Below are 17,690 nucleotides of genomic sequence, written 5' to 3'. Positions count from 1 at the left end.
ACAGGCTGGTCGTTCATCATTCGTACGCACGCGGCCGGTTCGTACATCCGCGCCGCGCACACAGACGTCCGCGCACTGAGAGGGGGAGGCAGCCGCAGTGACCAACATCCCCGAGACCGGTCGGACCCCACGGGTCCAGATCCGGCTCATCGTGATCCAGATCCTCGTCCTCTCCCTCCTCGGCACGCTCGGCGGCCGCTTGTGGTATCTGCAGATCCGCGAGGGCGCGCAGTACCAGAAGGAGGCGTCCGGCAACCACGTCCAGCAGGTCGTCGACCCCGCCGTGCGCGGTGACATCCTGGACGCCCGCGGCGTGCCCCTCGCGGACAACGAGACCCGCCTGGTCGTCTCCGCCTCCCGCACCGACCTGCTCAAGCAGAAGGACGACGGCAAGGCGGTCCTCACCAAACTGGCCGGCGTCCTCGGCGTGAAGCCCGAGGACGTCATCCAGAAGGTCCGCCTGTGCGACGCCAAGACCCCCCAGCCGTGCTGGAACGGCTCGCCGTACCAGCCGATCCCGATCACCGACGAGGCCACCCCCAAGCAGGCCCTGCAGATCCGCGAGCGCTCCGAGGACTTCCCCGGCATCACCGCCCAGCCCGAGGCCGTGCGCCGCTACCCGGGTCCGGGCAAGTCCAACACCGCGCAGGTGCTCGGCTATCTCTCACCCGTCACCGACGACGAGATCCAGAAGGCCAAGAACACCCAGTCGCCCTATCTGCGCTCCGACATGGTCGGCCGCTCCGGCCTGGAGCGGGAGTACGACAAGGAGTTGCGCGGCAAGGCCGGCGTCACGCGCTACGAGGTCGACAACCTCGGCCGGGTCATCGGCAAGGCCAAGGCGGACCCCGCCGAGCCCGGTGCCAACCTGGTCACCAGCATCGACTCCCGCGTGCAGCGCGTTTCGGAGTACGAACTGGACAAGGCGATGAAGGCAGCCCGCCAGCAGTTCGACAAGAACACCGGCGAGAACTTCAAGGCCGACTCCGGCGCCGTCATCGTCATGGAGGCCAAGACCGGCCGGATCGTCGCGATGGCCTCGGAGCCGACCTACGACCCGAATGTGTGGGTGGGCGGCATCTCCGCCAAGGACTACAAGTCCCTGACCGGCAAGGACTCCGACTACCCGCTGCTCAACCGGGCCATACAGGGTCAGGCGGCCCCCGGTTCGACCTTCAAGGTGGTCTCCACGGCCGCCGCGGTCCAGGCCGGCTACGCCTGGGACGGCGGCTACCCCTGCACCAGCTCCTACTCGGTCGGCGGCCAGGTCTTCAAGAACTTCGAGGGCGAGAACTTCGGCCCGATCTCCCTCGGCCGCGCCCTGGAGGTCTCCTGCGACACCGTCTTCTACGGCCTCGGCGACAACGAGTGGAAGAAGGACGGCGGCATCAACCCCAAGAAGGGCCAGCCCAAGGACTGGTTCTTCAAGACGGCCCACCAGTTCGGCCTCGGCAAGGAGACCGGCATCGACCTGCCCAACGAGGTCACCGGCCGTGTCCCCGACCGCCAGTGGAAGCTGGACTACTGGAAGGCCAACAAGGACGCCTGGTGCAAGTCCGGCAAGAAGGACGGCAGCTACGTCGAGAAGATCGCCTACGAGAACTGCCTCGAAGGCAACAAGATGCGCGAGGGTGACGAGATCAACTACTCCATCGGCCAGGGCGACACGCTCGTCACGCCGATCCAGGAGGCGATGATCTACGGCGCCGTCGCCAACGGCGGCACCGAGTACTTCCCGACCATCGGCAAGGCGATCGTCAGCCCCGACGGAAAGACCGTCCAGGAGATCAAGCCCAAGGTGCAGCGCAAGCTGCCCGTCAACCAAGCCACCCTCAACGGCATGAACGACGCCTTCGCCGGCGTCATCACCCGCGGTACGGCGGCGTGGAAGTTCAACGGCTGGCCGCAGAACAAGATCGCGCTGCACGGCAAGACCGGTACGGCGGAGGTCTACGGCAAGCAGACCACTGGCTGGCTGGCCACGTACTCCAAGGACTACTCGGTGATCATGACGATCTCCCAGGCGGGTACGGGTTCCGGTTCCGCCGGTGAGGCCGTGCGCAACATCTACAGCGCGCTCTACGGCGTCCAGGGCGACGGCTCCATCGACAACAAGAAGGCGCTGCTGTCCCAGCCGCAGCAGGGCCTGCCGAAGGTCCGCAGGGACGGCACGATCGACGCCCCGAAGGTCAGCGGCGACCCGGCCAAGGACGCCGAGACCGCCCAGAAGGACAACCCCAGCAACGGCGACAGCCAGCAGCCCGCCGCGACGGCGTCACCCACCACGGGCAACCGCAACACCCGCAGGCGCCCTCGCAAGAGGGGACGCCGGAGGATGCCCTCATGACCGGCAACAGCTTCTCCGTCTCGGGGTACGGCCCCGAGCGGGCCGGCTGGACCAGGCTCCTCGCCCGCGACTCGCTGGCCCGCAGGCTGGACTGGCCGATGCTGCTGGCCGCCTTCGTGCTGTCGCTGCTGGGTTCGCTGCTGGTGTACTCCGCGACCCGCAACCGCACCGAGATCAACCAGGGCGACCAGTACTACTTCCTGGTCCGCCATCTGATGAACCTCGGCATCGGCTTCGCTCTGATGATCGGCACGCTCTGGCTCGGCCACCGCGCCCTGCGCAACGCCGTGCCGATCCTCTACGGCATCTCGCTGTTCGGGGTGCTGCTGGTGCTCACCCCGCTCGGCGCCACCATCAACGGCAGCCGCAACTGGATCGTGTTCGGCGGCGGCTTCTCGCTCCAGCCCGCCGAGTTCGTGAAGATCTCGATCATCCTGGGCATGGCGATGATACTGGCGGCCCGGGTCGACGCCGGGGACAAGCGGTACCCCGACCACCGCACGGTCATGCAGTCCCTCGGCCTGGCCGCGGTGCCGATCCTGATCGTGCTGCTCATGCCCGACCTCGGCACAGTCCTCGCCATGGTGGCCATCATCCTGGGTGTGCTGCTCGCCTCCGGCGCCTCCAACCGCTGGATCTTCGGACTGCTCATCACCGGTGTGCTCGGCTGTGTCGCCATCTGGCAGCTGCACATCCTGGACCAGTACCAGATCAACCGCTTCGCCGCCTTCGCCAACCCGAACCTGGACCCGGCGGGCGTCGGCTACAACACCAACCAGGCCCGTATCGCCATCGGCTCAGGCGGACTGACCGGCGCCGGCCTCTTCCACGGCTCGCAGACCACCGGCCAGTTCGTGCCCGAGCAGCAGACGGACTTCGTCTTCACGGTCGCGGGGGAGGAGCTGGGCTTCGCCGGCGCCGGCCTGATCATCTTCCTGCTGGGTGTGGTGCTGTGGCGCGCCTGCCGGATCGCCCGTGACTCCACCGAGCTGTACGGGACGATCGTGGCCGCCGGAATCGTCGCCTGGTTCGCGTTCCAGGCCTTCGAGAACATCGGTATGACCCTCGGCATCATGCCGGTCACCGGTCTGCCCCTGCCGTTCGTGTCGTACGGCGGTTCGTCGATGTTCGCGGTCTGGGTGGCGGTGGGACTGCTGCAGTCGATCAAGGTGCAGAGACCCATGTCGGCGTAGGCCTGCGGCGGCCCGTCGGTATCGCGAACGGTCGTTCACCGGGTGGATGTGTGGAATTTTCCTGCTATTCATCCGGGGCGGCCCCTGCCGCGTCGCTCCATGGCCCACTAGATTCAATTCATGGCGGATACGAAGCGCGAGATCGAGCGCAAGTACGAGTCCGACGACAGTGGGCTGCCCGACCTGACGGGCGTCGGCGGGGTGGCGGCCGTCCTGGACAAGGGCCTGATGGAACTCGACGCCACCTACTACGACACCGCCGACGAACGCCTGGCCGACGCCGCCCTCACCCTGCGCCGCCGCACCGGCGGCTCGGACGCCGGCTGGCATCTGAAGTTCCCGGTCGGACCCGGCGTGCGCGACGAGATCCGGGCCCCGCTCTCCGACACCATTCCCGAGGAGATCGCCGCCCTCGTCCGCTCCCGGGTCCGGGACGCCGAGCTGATCCCGCTGGTCCGGCTGCGCTCAGCCCGCGATGTGCGCCACCTGGTCGACGCCGACGGTGCCCTGCTGGCCGAGGCAAGCGTGGACGCCGTGACCGCCGAGCGGCTCGGCGGCGGGGGAGGGGCCGCCCAGTGGACCGAGATCGAGGTGGAACTGGCCGACGACGGCGACCCCGCCTTCCTCGACCTGGTGGAGAAACGGCTGCGCAAGGCGGGCGTGCGCCGCTCGAAGTCGCCGTCGAAGCTGGCCCGGGCCCTGGAACAGACGGGAGGGCACCGCCGTCGGAGCCGTAAGAAGGGCGAGCCCGCGCCGATGACGGCCGGTGACCATGTGCTCGCCTATCTGCGGGCCCAGCGGGACGTGCTGGTCGAGCTGGACCCGGCCGTCCGCCGTGACGTGCCCGACTCCGTGCACCGCATGCGGGTCGCCACCCGCCGAGCCCGCAGCACCCTGCGCAGCTTCCGCTCCGTCCTCGACCGCACCGTCACCGACCCCATCGGCGTGGAGCTGAAGTGGCTCGCGGGCGCGCTGGGCATCGACCGCGACCAGGAGGTGATGGCCGAGCGCCTGACGGCGGCCCTCGCCGCCCTCCCGCCCGGCCTGGTCACCGGCCCCGTCCACGAGCGCCTCGCGGCCTGGTCCGAGTCCCGGCACGGGGGCGCGCACGCGCATGTGACCGGCGTGCTGGACTCCCGCCGCTATCTCACCCTGCTGGACACCCTGGACGGCCTCCTCGCCGACCCACCACTGCGCAAGGCCGCCGGAAAACAGCCGGACAAGGTGATCGCCAAGGCTGTGGACAAAGACCTTATGACCCTGTCCGCCCTGGTCGAGCAGGCACTCGGCGCCCCGCCCGGCGAGGAACGCGACGTCGCCGTGCACGAGGCCCGCAAGAAGGCCAAGCGCACCCGGTACGCGGCCGAGGCGGCCACCACCGCCCTCGGCAAACCGGCCCGCTCCCTGACCAAGGCCATGAAGAACCTGACTACCCTCCTCGGTGAACACCAGGACAGTGTCATGACCCGGCTGACCCTGCGCGAGCTGTCCGCGGTGGCGCACGCGGCGGGGGAGAGCGCGTTCACGTACGGGGTGCTGTACGGGCGCGAGGAGGCACGGGCAGCGCAGGCTGAGGCGGAGCTGCCCGGACTGTGGAAGGAGATCGGCTCCGGGGCGTCCGTCTGAGCGTACGGGGGAGTCCGCCGGGCGGGTTAGGCTTGATGGTCACCCCTGTCAGCTCATGAAGGTTCGCGAGATGCCTGTCGAGTCGGTTTTCCCGCAGCTCGAAGCTCTGCTCCCCCACGTGCAGAAGCCGATCCAGTACGTCGGCGGAGAGCTCAACTCCACCGTCAAGAACTGGGACGAGTGCGACGTCCGCTGGGCGCTCATGTACCCGGACGCGTACGAGGTGGGTCTGCCCAACCAGGGCGTCATGATCCTCTACGAGGTCCTCAACGAACAGGAGGGCGTCCTCGCCGAGCGCACCTACAGCGTGTGGCCGGACCTGGAGGCGCTGATGCGTGAGCACGGCGTCCCGCAGTTCACGGTCGACACCCACCGCCCGGTGAAGTCCTTCGACGTGTTCGGCCTCAGCTTCTCCACTGAGCTGGGCTACACGAACATGCTGACGGCCCTGGACCTGGCGGGTATCCCCCTGGAGTCCAAGGACCGTGGGCTGGACGACCCGATCGTCCTGGCCGGCGGCCACGCGGCGTTCAACCCGGAGCCGATCGCCGACTTCATCGACGCGGCGGTCATCGGGGACGGCGAGCAGGCCGTGCTCGACATGACCCGGATCATCCGCGAGTGGAAGGCCGAGGGCTGCCCCGGCGGCCGCGAGGAGGTCCTGTTCCGCCTGGCGAAGACGGGTGCGGTGTACATCCCGGCGTTCTACGACGTCGAGTACCTGCAGGACGGCCGGATCGCCCGCGTCGTACCGAACAAGAGCGGCGTCCCGTGGCGGGTCAGCAAGCACACCGTCATGGACCTGGACGAGTGGCCGTACCCCAAGCAGCCCCTCGTGCCGCTGGCCGAGACGGTGCACGAGCGGATGTCGGTGGAGATCTTCCGCGGCTGCACCCGCGGCTGCCGCTTCTGCCAGGCCGGCATGATCACCCGCCCGGTCCGTGAGCGTTCGATCACGGGCATCGGCGAGATGGTCGACAAGGGCCTGAAGGCGACGGGCTTCGAGGAGGTCGGCCTCCTCTCCCTGTCCTCGGCGGACCACTCGGAGATCGGCGACATCGCCAAGGGCCTGGCGGACCGCTACACGGAGGACAAGATCGGCCTGTCCCTCCCCTCCACCCGCGTCGACGCGTTCAACATCGACCTGGCGAACGAGCTGACGAGGAACGGCCGCCGGTCCGGTCTCACCTTCGCCCCGGAGGGCGGCTCCGAGCGCATCCGCAAGGTCATCAACAAGATGGTCTCGGAAGAGGATCTGATCCGGACCGTCGCGACGGCGTACGGCAACGGCTGGCGCCAGGTGAAGCTGTACTTCATGTGCGGCCTGCCGACCGAGACCGACGACGACGTCCTGCAGATCGCCGACATGGCGATGCACGTCATCCAGAAGGGCCGCGAGGTCTCGGGCGCGAACGACATCCGCTGCACGGTCTCGATCGGCGGCTTCGTCCCGAAGCCCCACACCCCGTTCCAGTGGGCGCCCCAGCTGTCGGCGGAGGAGACGGACGCGCGTCTCGCCAAGCTCCGGGACAAGATCCGCGGCGACAAGAAGTACGGCCGCTCGATCGGTTTCCGCTACCACGACGGCAAGCCCGGCATCGTCGAGGGGCTGCTGTCCCGCGGCGACCGCCGCATCGGCGCGGTGATCCGCGCGGTGTACGACGACGGCGGCCGCTTCGACGGCTGGCGCGAACACTTCTCCTACGACCGCTGGATGGCCTGCGCCGACAAGGCCCTCGCCCCCTTCGGCGTGGACGTCGACTGGTACACCACCCGCGAGCGCGGCTACGAGGAGGTCCTGCCCTGGGACCACCTCGACTCCGGCCTGGACAAGGACTGGCTCTGGGAGGACTGGCAGGACGCCCTCGACGAGACCGAGGTCGAGGACTGCCGCTGGACCCCGTGCTTCGACTGCGGCGTCTGCCCGCAGATGGACACCCACATCCAGATCGGCCCGACCGGCAAGAAGCTGCTGCCTCTGACGGTCAAGAACGCGGGTCCGACGCCGGCTTCGAGCGGTCACGCGCACTGAGGTGGGCGAGGCACTCGATCGGGTGGTGGAGGCGCTGGCGGGGGTGAGCGAGGAGGAGGCGGCGGCCGTGCTGACTGCCGTGGGCGCTTCGTGTCCTCGCCCGTCAGTGCCGTCGGTGTCCTCTCGGACGCCGCTGCCGGGCCCCGGGAGTCCCCCGAACGTCGTCTCCGAGGTGGAGCGGGTGTGAGGTCTTCCCTCTAGGTCTGTGCGCGACCGTGTGCTCCTTGAGCCCCCTCCCTTGCTGGGAAGGGGGCTCGCTGGGCTTCGGTGGAGGGTGAGTTCACGGGCTGTGCTGGATCACCGGACGGATCTCGCGGGCCGTCGGCCGGCCGCTTGCGACCCTGTTCCAGTGGATCTTCGTGGAGCCGGTGCGCTGGGTGTACCGGACCGCCCTCACCCCAGTCGGCCACGCCGTCCGCGCCGCCGTCCTGCGGCCCGTCGCCCAGGGCGTGCGGGTGGTGGGCCGGTCCGTCCGAGACGCGCTGACCAGCGCTCGCGACACGGTACGGCAGGCCCGGGCCGACTTCCGGCGGATGCTGTTCGGCGAGCAGCGGCAGCCGGTCCCGGTGGACCGGCGGGAACTTCGGGGGCCCGCTGCACGTACTCTTGGTAGCAGTACGACCGCACTCACGAAGGACTAGGACACTGGGCAAGCGACAGCCCGAAGGCCCGCCGCCCGCACCCGCGGTGCAGCGCATCCGACTGCGCTACACCAAGCGCGGCCGCCTGAGGTTCACCAGCCACCGAGACTTCCAGCGCGCCTTCGAGCGGGCGCTGCGCCGCGCCGAGGTGCCCATGGCGTACTCGGCCGGTTTCACGCCGCACCCGAAGGTGTCGTACGCCAATGCCGCACCCACCGGCACGGGCAGTGAGGCGGAGTATCTGGAGATCGCGCTCACCGCACCGCGTGACCCGGAGACGCTGCGCGTCCTCCTCGACGAGTCGCTGCCCGCCGGGCTCGACATCGTAGACGCGGTCGAGGCGCGGACCTCGGGCCTCGCCGACCGGCTCACGGCTTCCGTCTGGGAGCTGCGGCTGGACGGCGTCGCCCCGGCCGACGCCGAGCGCGCGGTCTCGGCCTTCAACGGGGCCGAGACCGTCGAGGTGCAGCGGATGACCAAGAACGGCGTCCGTACCTTCGACGCCCGCCCCGCCGTGGTGAGCCTGGAAACGCACGGTTCACCGGCTGATAGGCCGACCGACCAGCCCTGTGCGATACTGCGGCTGGTTGTTCGGCACGTGACGCCTGCCGTACGACCCGACGACGTCCTGTCCGGTCTCCGCGCCGTGGCCGACCTGGCGCCGCCGGTCCCCGCAGCGGTGACCAGGCTGGCGCAGGGGCTGCTCGATGAAGAGACCGGCACGGTGACTGACCCGCTCGCGCCCGACCGCGAGGCAGCCGGGGCCTTGACGGCCACACCGGCCGCCGCCGCGACGGCGCCGATGCCGGAAGGTCCCGCGTAGGGACGGACGTCGTAGCGCCGCCCTTGTACTCGGGAGCCACCTGGGTCGGGCAGCGCACCGACCAGAAGACTTTCGCCAGGCCGTACCGACAAGGCGTACGGAACCGGCGAGACAGGACACAGAGTGCTCCCGTGCGGCGCCCGCGCCCCGGACGGCGGCCATCGCGGATCACGCGGGCCGTGGACGTCAACGGCGGACGGTCCATCGAGACCGACGCCGGACCAGGCGCGGCGCCCGGGAGCCTGACGGGAGAAACGCCCGCATGCTCGAGCCGACCGAACCCATTGAGGGTTCCGAACTGAACACTCCCAGCGACACCCTGCCGCCGCGCAGGCGTCGCCGTGCCGCCTCCCGACCGGCGGGTCCGCCGGCCGCGGCCGCGGCTGCCACCGAGGTGACCCTCCCGGCCATACCGGCCGCGGAGTCCGACGACATCGTCGAGGCCGCAGAGATCGAAGAGGCCGAAGACACGACGGCTGAGGCCGCCGTGGCTGCCGCCCCCGCCGAGGAGGCCGCGCCCGCCGCTCGTCCTCGTCGTCGGGCCACGCGCCGTGCGTCCGCGCCCGCGGGGACGCCGTCGGCCGCCGAGGCCGCCGAGGCCACCGAGACCGTCGTACCGGCCGGGTCCACCGTCGCCCAGACCGAGCAGCCCGCTGCCGTCGCCGACGGCGGCGAGGTCGTCGTCGGTGAGGAGGCCGCTCCGCGTCGTACCCGCCGCCGCGCCACGCGCAGCGTGTCCGCGCCGGCCGCTGTCGCTCCCGGGGCCGACGAGGCTCCCGTGACGGCTGAGGCCGCCGTGGCTGCCGCCCCCGCCGAGGAGGCCGCGCCCGCCGCTCGTCCTCGCCGTCGGGCCACGCGCCGTGCGTCCGCGCCCGCGGGGACGCCGTCGGCCGCCGAGGCCACCGAGACCGTGGTCCCGGCCACCGCCGCCGAGGCCGAGGAGGCCCAGGAACAGCCCGCCGTCGAGACGCCCGCCGCCGCCGAGGAGGCCGCGCCCGCCGCGCGTCCGCGCCGTCGTGCGACCCGCCGGGCGTCCGCGCCCGCCGGTGCGCCCCAGGCCGCCGAGTCCGCCGCCACGGAGACTCCCGCCGCCGAAACTCCCGCCGCCGAGGCCGCCGTTCCCGCCGAGGTGAGCGGTGACGTCGAGGAGTCCGCTCCGCGTCGTACCCGCCGCCGGGCCACCCGCCGCGTGTCCGCGCCGACCGGTGAGCCGAAGGGTGCCGAGTCCGCCGCCGAGCCGGTCCCGGCTGCGGAGGTTCCCACCGCTCCCGCCGCCGAGGCCGAGAAGTCCGCCGAGGCCGGTGCCGCGGCGCCCACCCCGGAGGTCCCCGTCACCACTTCCCCCGCCGCCCAGGAGCCGCAGGCCACCGAGGAGGCCGCACCGCGCCGCAGCCGGCGCCGGGCCGTGCGTCCGGTGTTCGGATTCTCCGAGCCCGCCCAGCAGCCCGCGCAGGCCGCCGAGACCGAGGCTCCCGAGGCCGAGGGCAAGCGTCGCCCGGCCCGTCCCGCCGTCGCCGTCTTCCAGGCGCCGGTGTTCGCCGAGCCGAAGTTCCAGACCCCGGAGCGCGCCGCCGCCGAGGCCGCCGCGGAGGCCGCCGAGACGGAGGAGCCCGAGGAGGCCGAGGAGTACGCGGAGGAGCGCGCCGAGACCGGCTCGCGCCGCCGCCGTCGCCGCAAGGGTGCCGCCGCCGAGGAGACGCGCGCCGTCGAGGCCGCCGCCGAGGAGGAGCAGGAAGCCGAGGAGTCCGCCGAGACGGCCGAGGACCTCGCCGAGGGCGAGGAGGCCGAGGAGACGGAGGGCGCCGAGGGCTTCGAGGAGGCCGGTTCGCGCCGCCGTCGCCGTCGTGGCGGTCGGCGCCGCCGTCGGGGTGACGCCGCCGAGGGCGAGGGCGCGGACGCCGAGGAGCTGGCCGCCGAGCAGGCCGAGCAGGACGCCGAGGACACCGCCGAGCAGGAGGAAGAGGACGCCGAGGAGGCTCGCGACGAGGCCGGCGGCTCCTCCAGCAGCCGGCGCCGCCGGCGCCGTCGTCGCCGGGCCGGCGACACGTCCGTGGACACCGAGCCCGACGAGGGCGACCCCGAGCGCACGGTCGTCAAGGTCCGCGAGCCGCGCAAGCCGAGCGAGCCGTCCGACGAGGTGCAGTCCATCAAGGGCTCGACCCGGCTGGAGGCCAAGAAGCAGCGCCGCCGGGAAGGCCGTGAGCAGGGCCGGCGCCGCGTTCCGATCATCACCGAGGCCGAGTTCCTGGCCCGCCGCGAGGCCGTCGAGCGTGTGATGGTCGTGCGCCAGCACGGCGAGCGCACCCAGATCGGCGTGCTTGAGGACGGCGTGCTCGTCGAGCACTACGTCAACAAGGAGCAGTCGACGTCGTACGTCGGCAATGTCTACCTGGGCAAGGTGCAGAACGTGCTGCCGTCGATGGAGGCCGCCTTCATCGACATCGGCAAGGGCCGCAACGCTGTCCTGTACGCCGGTGAGGTCAACTTCGAGGCGCTGGGCATGGCCAACGGCCCGCGCCGCATCGAGTCCGCGCTGAAGTCCGGCCAGTCCGTCCTCGTCCAGGTGACGAAGGACCCGATCGGGCACAAGGGCGCCCGTCTGACCAGCCAGGTCTCCCTCCCGGGCCGCTACCTCGTGTACGTCCCCGAGGGCTCGATGACCGGCATCAGCCGCAAGCTGCCCGACACCGAGCGGGCCCGGCTGAAGACGATCCTCAAGAAGATCGTCCCCGAGGACGCGGGTGTCATCGTGCGCACCGCCGCCGAGGGCGCGAGCGAGGACGAGCTGCGCCGGGACGTCGAGCGGCTGCAGGCGCAGTGGGAGGACATCCAGAAGAAGTCCAAGAACGGCAACGCCCCGACGCTGCTGTACGGCGAGCCGGACATGACCGTCCGGGTCGTGCGCGACATCTTCAACGAGGACTTCTCCAAGGTCATCGTCAGCGGTGACGAGGCCTGGGACACCGTCCACGGGTATGTCTCGCACGTCGCGCCGGACCTCGCCGAGCGGCTGTCCAAGTGGACCTCCGAGGTCGACGCCTTCGCCACCTACCGGATCGACGAGCAGCTCGCCAAGGCACTGGACCGCAAGGTCTGGCTGCCGAGCGGTGGTTCGCTGGTGATCGACAAGACCGAGGCGATGGTCGTGATCGATGTCAACACCGGCAAGTTCACCGGCCAGGGCGGCAACCTCGAAGAGACCGTGACCAGGAACAACCTGGAGGCGGCCGAGGAGATCGTGCGCCAGCTGCGGCTGCGCGACCTGGGCGGCATCGTCGTCATCGACTTCATCGACATGGTCCTGGAGTCCAACCGCGACCTGGTGCTGCGCCGCCTGCTGGAGTGCCTGGGCCGTGACCGTACGAAGCACCAGGTGGCCGAGGTGACCTCGCTGGGCCTGGTGCAGATGACCCGCAAGCGGGTGGGCCAGGGTCTTCTGGAGTCCTTCTCCGAGACCTGTGTCCACTGCAACGGCCGCGGTGTCATCGTGCACATGGAGCAGCCGACGGCCGTCGGTGGCGGTGGTGCCGGCAAGCGCAAGAAGCGCGGCCGGGGCGGTGACGTGCACGAGCATGTGCACGAGACCGCCGCCGTGGCCGTCGAGACGGGTGAGGCCGTCGAGCCGGAGGCGGAGACCGCCGCCGAGGTGGCCGCCGAGGTCGCCGTGCCGGCCGCCCTCCCCGCGCCCGAGTTCGCGCCGGACGAGGAGCTGTACAGCAGCGTCGCCGAGGCGGAGGCGGCGGCCACCCGTGGCCGTAGCCGCCGCCGGGCGAGCCGCCGGGCCTCGGCTCCGGCGGGCGCGCCGAAGGCCGAGAAGGCTCCCAAGGCCGCCAAGGCCGAGAAGGCCGCAGCTGAGGCTGTCGCTGTGGCCGAACAGGCCGCCGAGGCCGCCGAGGCGCCGAAGGAAGAGGCAGTCGCGGCGCCGGTCGTCCCGGTGGCCGCCGCCGGGGAAGCGGTCGCCCATGTGGCCGTCGCCGGCCAGGCGGTCGAGGAGGCCGCGCCCAAGGGCCGTACGCGCCGTCGTGCGACCCGGAAGGTGTCGGCGCCGGCCGGTTCCCCCGCGGGAGCCGAGGCGACCGTGGTGACGGTGCCCGAGGCCGTGTCCGCGGCCGAGGCGCCGGTGGCACAGCCGGAGGCCCGGCCCGAGGCCGCGGCACCGGCCCCGGTCGCTCCGGTCGAGGAGGCGCCCGCAGAGAGCGCCGCCCCGGCCCGCCCGCGCCGTCGTGCGGTGCGCAAGGTCGGCGCGCCGGCCGCGGCCGGGGAAACGGCCGTCCTGGTCGTACCGTCGGCCGTGGCGGAGGAGGCCCCGGCGGTCGCGGAGGCGGCCGAGGTGCCGGCAGAGGAGGCTGCTCCGGCCAAGAAGGCGGCCCGCAAGACCGCCAAGAAGGCCACGGCGAAGAAGGCCGCCGCCAAGAAGACGACGGCCAAGAAGACCGTGGCCAAGAAGACGGCCGCGAAGAAGACGACGGCCAAGAAGGCGGCCAAGACGGCCGCCGCGAAGTCGACGGCGAAGAAGACCACCACGGTCTCCGCCACCGGCGACGAGGGCTGACGCCCCGGGTGTGCGGCCGGTCCCGAGTGACCGGCCGCACACCGCCCGGGGCCCGGTTTGACCCCCTCGGCCCCGCCCCGTAACCTTGACCGTCGGCGTGTCACTGAGCGCGCCACATCCCCGTAAACCTCATCCTCCCGGACGCAAGTCGGGCCGGGAGAGGTCGCCCATGCAACAAAGGGCGGCTGGCCTGCGGGGGTGCCGGTTCTGAACGAGCGAAAGAGAGATCCGCGTGTACGCCATCGTGCGCAGCGGTGGTCGCCAGCACAAGGTTGCTGTCGGCGACATCGTTGAGGTTGACAAGATTTCCACCGCCAAGGTTGGCGACACGGTCGAGCTCTCGACCCTGCTCGTTGTCGACGGCGACGCCGTGACCAGCGACCCGTGGGTGCTGGCCGGCATCAAGGTCCAGGCCGAGGTCGTGGACCACCACAAGGGCCAGAAGATCGACATTCTGCGCTACAAGAACAAGACCGGCTACCGCCGTCGGCAGGGCCACCGCCAGCAGTACACGGCGATCAAGGTCACGTCGATCCCCACGGCTGCGAAGTAAGGGACTGAGGAGACATGGCACACAAGAAGGGCGCATCGTCCACCCGGAACGGTCGCGACTCCAATGCCCAGCGGCTCGGCGTGAAGCGCTTCGGCGGTCAGGTCGTGAACGCGGGTGAGATCCTGGTCCGTCAGCGCGGCACCCACTTCCACCCCGGCGCCGGTGTCGGCCGTGGCGGCGACGACACGCTGTTCGCCCTGCAGGCCGGTGCGGTGGAGTTCGGTACCCACCGTGGCCGCAAGGTCGTGAACATCGTTCCGGTCGCCTGAATCGCCTGATTCAGCGCCGAACGCTTTCGCGAGGCGGACCTCACTTCCCGGTCGGGAAGGCGGGTCCGCCTTTCGCGTGTTGACCACTGTGTTGACGACGAGATATATCCGTACTTTTCTGGAGGCACCGAACCATGACCACCTTCGTGGACCGCGTCGAGCTGCACGTCGCCGCGGGTAACGGAGGCCACGGCTGTGCCTCCGTACACCGAGAGAAGTTCAAGCCGCTCGGCGGCCCCGACGGCGGCAACGGCGGTCGGGGCGGTGATGTCATCCTCACCGTCGACCAGTCGGTGACGACACTGCTCGACTACCACCACTCGCCGCACCGCAAGGCCACCAACGGCAAGCCCGGCGAGGGCGGCAACCGCTCCGGCAAGGACGGCCAGGACCTGGTCCTGCCGGTGCCGGACGGCACGGTCGTGCTGGACAGGGCGGGCAATGTGCTCGCCGACCTCGTCGGCCACGGCACCTCGTACATCGCCGCGCAGGGCGGGCGCGGCGGCCTCGGCAACGCGGCGCTGGCCTCCGCCCGCCGCAAGGCGCCCGGCTTCGCACTGCTCGGCGTGCCGGGTGACCTCCACGACATCGTCCTGGAGCTGAAGACCGTCGCCGACGTGGCGCTCGTCGGCTACCCGAGCGCCGGCAAGTCCTCGCTGATCTCGGTGCTCAGCGCGGCCAAGCCGAAGATCGCCGACTATCCCTTCACGACCCTCGTGCCGAACCTCGGTGTCGTGACGGCCGGTTCGACCGTCTACACCATCGCCGACGTGCCGGGGCTGATCCCGGGCGCCAGCCAGGGCAGGGGCCTCGGACTCGAGTTCCTGCGGCATGTGGAGCGGTGCAGCGTGCTGGTGCACGTGCTGGACACCGCGACCCTGGAGTCCGAGCGCGACCCGGTCTCCGACCTCGACGTCATCGAGGAGGAGCTGCGGCAGTACGGCGGCCTCGACAACCGGCCCCGGATCGTCGTCCTGAACAAGGTCGACGTGCCGGACGGCAAGGACCTCGCCGAGATGGTCCGGCCCGACCTGGAGGCCCGCGGCTACCGCGTCTTCGAGGTGTCGGCCGTCGCCCACATCGGGCTGCGCGAGCTGTCGTTCGCGCTCGGTGAGCTGGTCGGCAAGGCGCGCGCGGCCAGGCCGAAGGAGGAGGCGACCCGGATCGTCATCCGGCCCAAGGCCGTGGACGACACGGGCTTCACCGTCACCCGCGAGGAGGTCGGCGGCGAGCTGCTGTTCCGGGTGCGCGGCGAGAAGCCCGAACGCTGGGTGCGCCAGACCGACTTCAACAACGACGAGGCCGTCGGCTATCTCGCCGACCGGCTCAACCGCCTGGGTGTGGAAGAGCAGCTGATGAAGGCGGGCGCCCGGTCCGGCGACGGCGTCGCGATCGGTCCCGAGGAGAACGCGGTCGTCTTCGACTGGGAGCCGACGGTCATGGCGGGCGCGGAGATGCTCGGCCGCCGTGGCGAGGACCACCGCTTCGACGCGGCCCGGCCTGCGGCGCAGCGCCGTAAGGACAAGGAAGCGGAGCGGGACGAGGCGTTGCGCGAGTACGACGAGTTCGACCCGTTCGAGTAAGGCTCGGGCTGCTGTTGCCGCCGTCCGGGGGTTTCCGCCCCCGGACGGCGCTTCCGCTTGAAGGGCATCGTCCTCAGCCCCCGGACCGGTTGTCCGGCTCAGGCGCGTAACCGGCCTGCCGGGCCTTGCGCCGTCCGCTCTTGTCATACTCGCGACTGGTGTCGCTCGTCGCCGCTTGCCGACCACCGGGGCCGCCGTGCGTGCTCGGCGCCGCGGCCCTCCGTGCGACTCAGACTGCCGGGCACGGCCCGTAGCCGCCTCAGCGAGATCCGGGCGGGTGTCGATCCTGGTCTCCGCCGAACTGGACTCCTCGGCGGCCGCGGGCTTCACCGGCATCGGCCTCACCGTCGGCCTCGGCCTGCCCTACGTCCTCGTGCTCGTGCCGTACATCCGCGGCCGGAAGACCCAGCCCAAGGCCGACGCCGTCCTCTCCGCCGCCGCCGTCGACGACTGGCTGGCCGGCTACCGGCCCGGGACGATGCTGTACGTCTCCGGCTCCAAGGACTCCGCGTACCAGGTCAACATGTGGCTGGAGACGATGGAGCAGCTGGAGACCCGGCCGCTGATCCTCCTGCGCGAGCGCGCCATCCTGAACAACCTCGCGCCGACCACGGTCCCCGTCATCTGCGTGCCCGGAAGGGTGCACCTGATGAACCTGGACCTGTCGACCGTGCGCGTGGCGCTCTACGCGGCCAACGTCGGCAAGAACATCCACCTGCTGTGCGTGCCCATCATGAAGCACGCCTTCATCATGAAGCACGCCTTCATCGGTCACGGCGACAGCGGCAAGCTCGCCGGCGTCAACCCGTACAGCAAGGTCTACCACGAGGTGTGGACCGCCGGCCGGGCCGGCCGTGACCGCTACTCCCTCGCCGACGTCGGCGTCCGCGACGACGACATCGTGGAGGTCGGCGGTGGGCCGCCCGCAGCTCGCGCCCATCGAGACCTGGCAGGGCGTGCCCGACGGCCCCCGCGGCGCGGCCGCCGACGCATCCTGCCCGACCGTCCTGTACGCGCCGACCTGGGAGGGCTGGGACGGCAACCCGGGCAACACCTCGATCGTTCTCGCCGGCGAGAACATCGTGCGGAAGCTGATCGCGGCCGACCCGCCGGTCCGCGTCCTGTACCAGCCGCACCCGTTCACCGGCACCGTCAGCAAGGAGGCCGGCGCCGCGCACCGGCGGATCACCGCGCTGGTCGAGAAGGCTGCCGCCGAGCGTGCCGCCGATCCGCGCTTCACTGCCGACAAGGCCGCCCAGGCCAAGGCGAAGGCGGACCTGGCCCGGATCGGGGCCCGGATCGCCGACCTGACAGGCAAGGGCGCCGACAGCAAGGGCGACGAAGCCGAGGCCACCCGTGACGGCATCGCCGACGTGGCCAGGCACGAGGAGATCGCCCGGCTGCGCGCCGAGTGGAACACCGCCTACTGGCGCGCCTTCCCCTCGTACGAGCACCGTGTGATCACGGGCGCCGAGCCGCGCCTGTACGACTGCTTCAACGTCTCCGACGCGATGGTCTCCGACATCTCCTCCGTGGTGTCCGGCTTCATCGCGAGCGGCAAGCCGTACGCGGTCACCGACTCCGGCGACCTCGGTCACGAGGAGTTCAAGCGGCAGAACACGGCCGTACGCGCCGCGGTGATCCTGTCCAACGACGCGGCCGAGCCAGGCGTCCTGCTGGACGCAGTGCGCGACCCGTCCACGGACCCGCTGACGGGCGCCCGCAAGGAGCTCAAGCGCCATCTGCTGGGCTCGGACGAGCCGAAGTCCATCGACCAGTTCAACGCCGCGGTGGCCGATCTCGGCCGCAAGGCCGAGGCCCGCAACGTCGGCCAGCGGTCCCGGTCGGGCGCCGTGGGTACGGACCCCGCACAGGCCGCCGAGCTGACCGACGCGGTGCCCGGGCAGCGGACCGTGTCCGCCGACGATGTCGACGGAGTGAACGCGGGCTGACCCCCGCAGGTGAGAGAGCCGGCCCACGGACCGGCCCTTTTTCGTTCGCCTTACGTTCAGATTCCCTACAGATCGCTCTTACCCGGGGCCGCCGAAGGAAAGTGAGCAACTCTTACCTC

9 protein-coding genes and 2 pseudogenes are annotated in these 17,690 nt (G+C 71.1%); all 11 read left to right on the top strand.

Translation table 11 applies throughout. From position 1 onward, the window contains the following. The first annotated feature begins 97 nt into the window (after positions 1-97). Positions 98-2,347 carry a penicillin-binding protein 2 gene (mrdA, locus tag AV521_RS27680; protein ID WP_076091804.1) on the top strand — a complete coding sequence of 750 codons (2,250 nt, stop codon included), beginning with the start codon at positions 98-100 and terminating at the stop codon, positions 2,345-2,347. Further along, positions 2,344-3,540 carry a rod shape-determining protein RodA gene (gene rodA / locus AV521_RS27675; protein ID WP_076091802.1) on the top strand — a complete coding sequence of 399 codons (1,197 nt, stop codon included), beginning with the start codon at positions 2,344-2,346 and terminating at the stop codon, positions 3,538-3,540. Before mrdA ends, rodA begins: the two co-directional genes overlap by 4 nt. A gap of 120 nt (positions 3,541-3,660) precedes the next feature. Beyond that, entirely contained in the window at positions 3,661-5,166 is a 1,506-nt protein-coding gene (locus tag AV521_RS27670) for a CYTH and CHAD domain-containing protein (RefSeq protein WP_076091799.1), read from the top strand. A 70-nt stretch (positions 5,167-5,236) separates the two neighbouring features. Beyond that, positions 5,237-7,198, top strand: coding sequence for a TIGR03960 family B12-binding radical SAM protein (locus AV521_RS27665; protein ID WP_076091797.1), 1,962 nt, complete (start codon positions 5,237-5,239; stop codon positions 7,196-7,198). 296 nt (positions 7,199-7,494) lie between these two features. After that, positions 7,495-7,839 (top strand): annotated as a pseudogene (locus tag AV521_RS27660) (hypothetical protein); the annotation flags it as partial. 46 nt (positions 7,840-7,885) lie between these two features. Then, positions 7,886-8,662, top strand: a complete 777-nt coding sequence (locus tag AV521_RS27655; RefSeq protein WP_076091795.1) for a TIGR03936 family radical SAM-associated protein — start codon at positions 7,886-7,888, stop codon at positions 8,660-8,662. A gap of 262 nt (positions 8,663-8,924) precedes the next feature. Beyond that, positions 8,925-13,214 carry an Rne/Rng family ribonuclease gene (locus AV521_RS27650; protein ID WP_079249427.1) on the top strand — a complete coding sequence of 1,430 codons (4,290 nt, stop codon included), beginning with the start codon at positions 8,925-8,927 and terminating at the stop codon, positions 13,212-13,214. 232 nt (positions 13,215-13,446) lie between these two features. Further along, positions 13,447-13,767: a 50S ribosomal protein L21 gene (gene rplU / locus AV521_RS27645; protein WP_009188585.1), complete on the top strand. Its 321-nt coding sequence runs from the start codon at positions 13,447-13,449 to the stop codon at positions 13,765-13,767. Between the two features lie 14 nt (positions 13,768-13,781). Further along, positions 13,782-14,036, top strand: coding sequence for a 50S ribosomal protein L27 (gene rpmA / locus AV521_RS27640; protein WP_023550764.1), 255 nt, complete (start codon positions 13,782-13,784; stop codon positions 14,034-14,036). 134 nt (positions 14,037-14,170) lie between these two features. After that, positions 14,171-15,619, top strand: a complete 1,449-nt coding sequence (gene obgE, locus AV521_RS27635) for a GTPase ObgE (RefSeq protein ID WP_076091793.1) — start codon at positions 14,171-14,173, stop codon at positions 15,617-15,619. 283 nt (positions 15,620-15,902) lie between these two features. After that, a pseudogene (locus tag AV521_RS27630) lies at positions 15,903-17,571 on the top strand (hypothetical protein); the annotation flags it as partial. Positions 17,572-17,690 lie beyond the last annotated feature (119 nt).

Source organism: Streptomyces sp. IMTB 2501, from assembly GCF_001953885.1.
In the GTDB taxonomy this organism is placed as follows: Bacteria; Actinomycetota; Actinomycetes; order Streptomycetales; family Streptomycetaceae; genus Streptomyces.
This window is presented reverse-complemented; position numbering and strand designations above follow the sequence as displayed.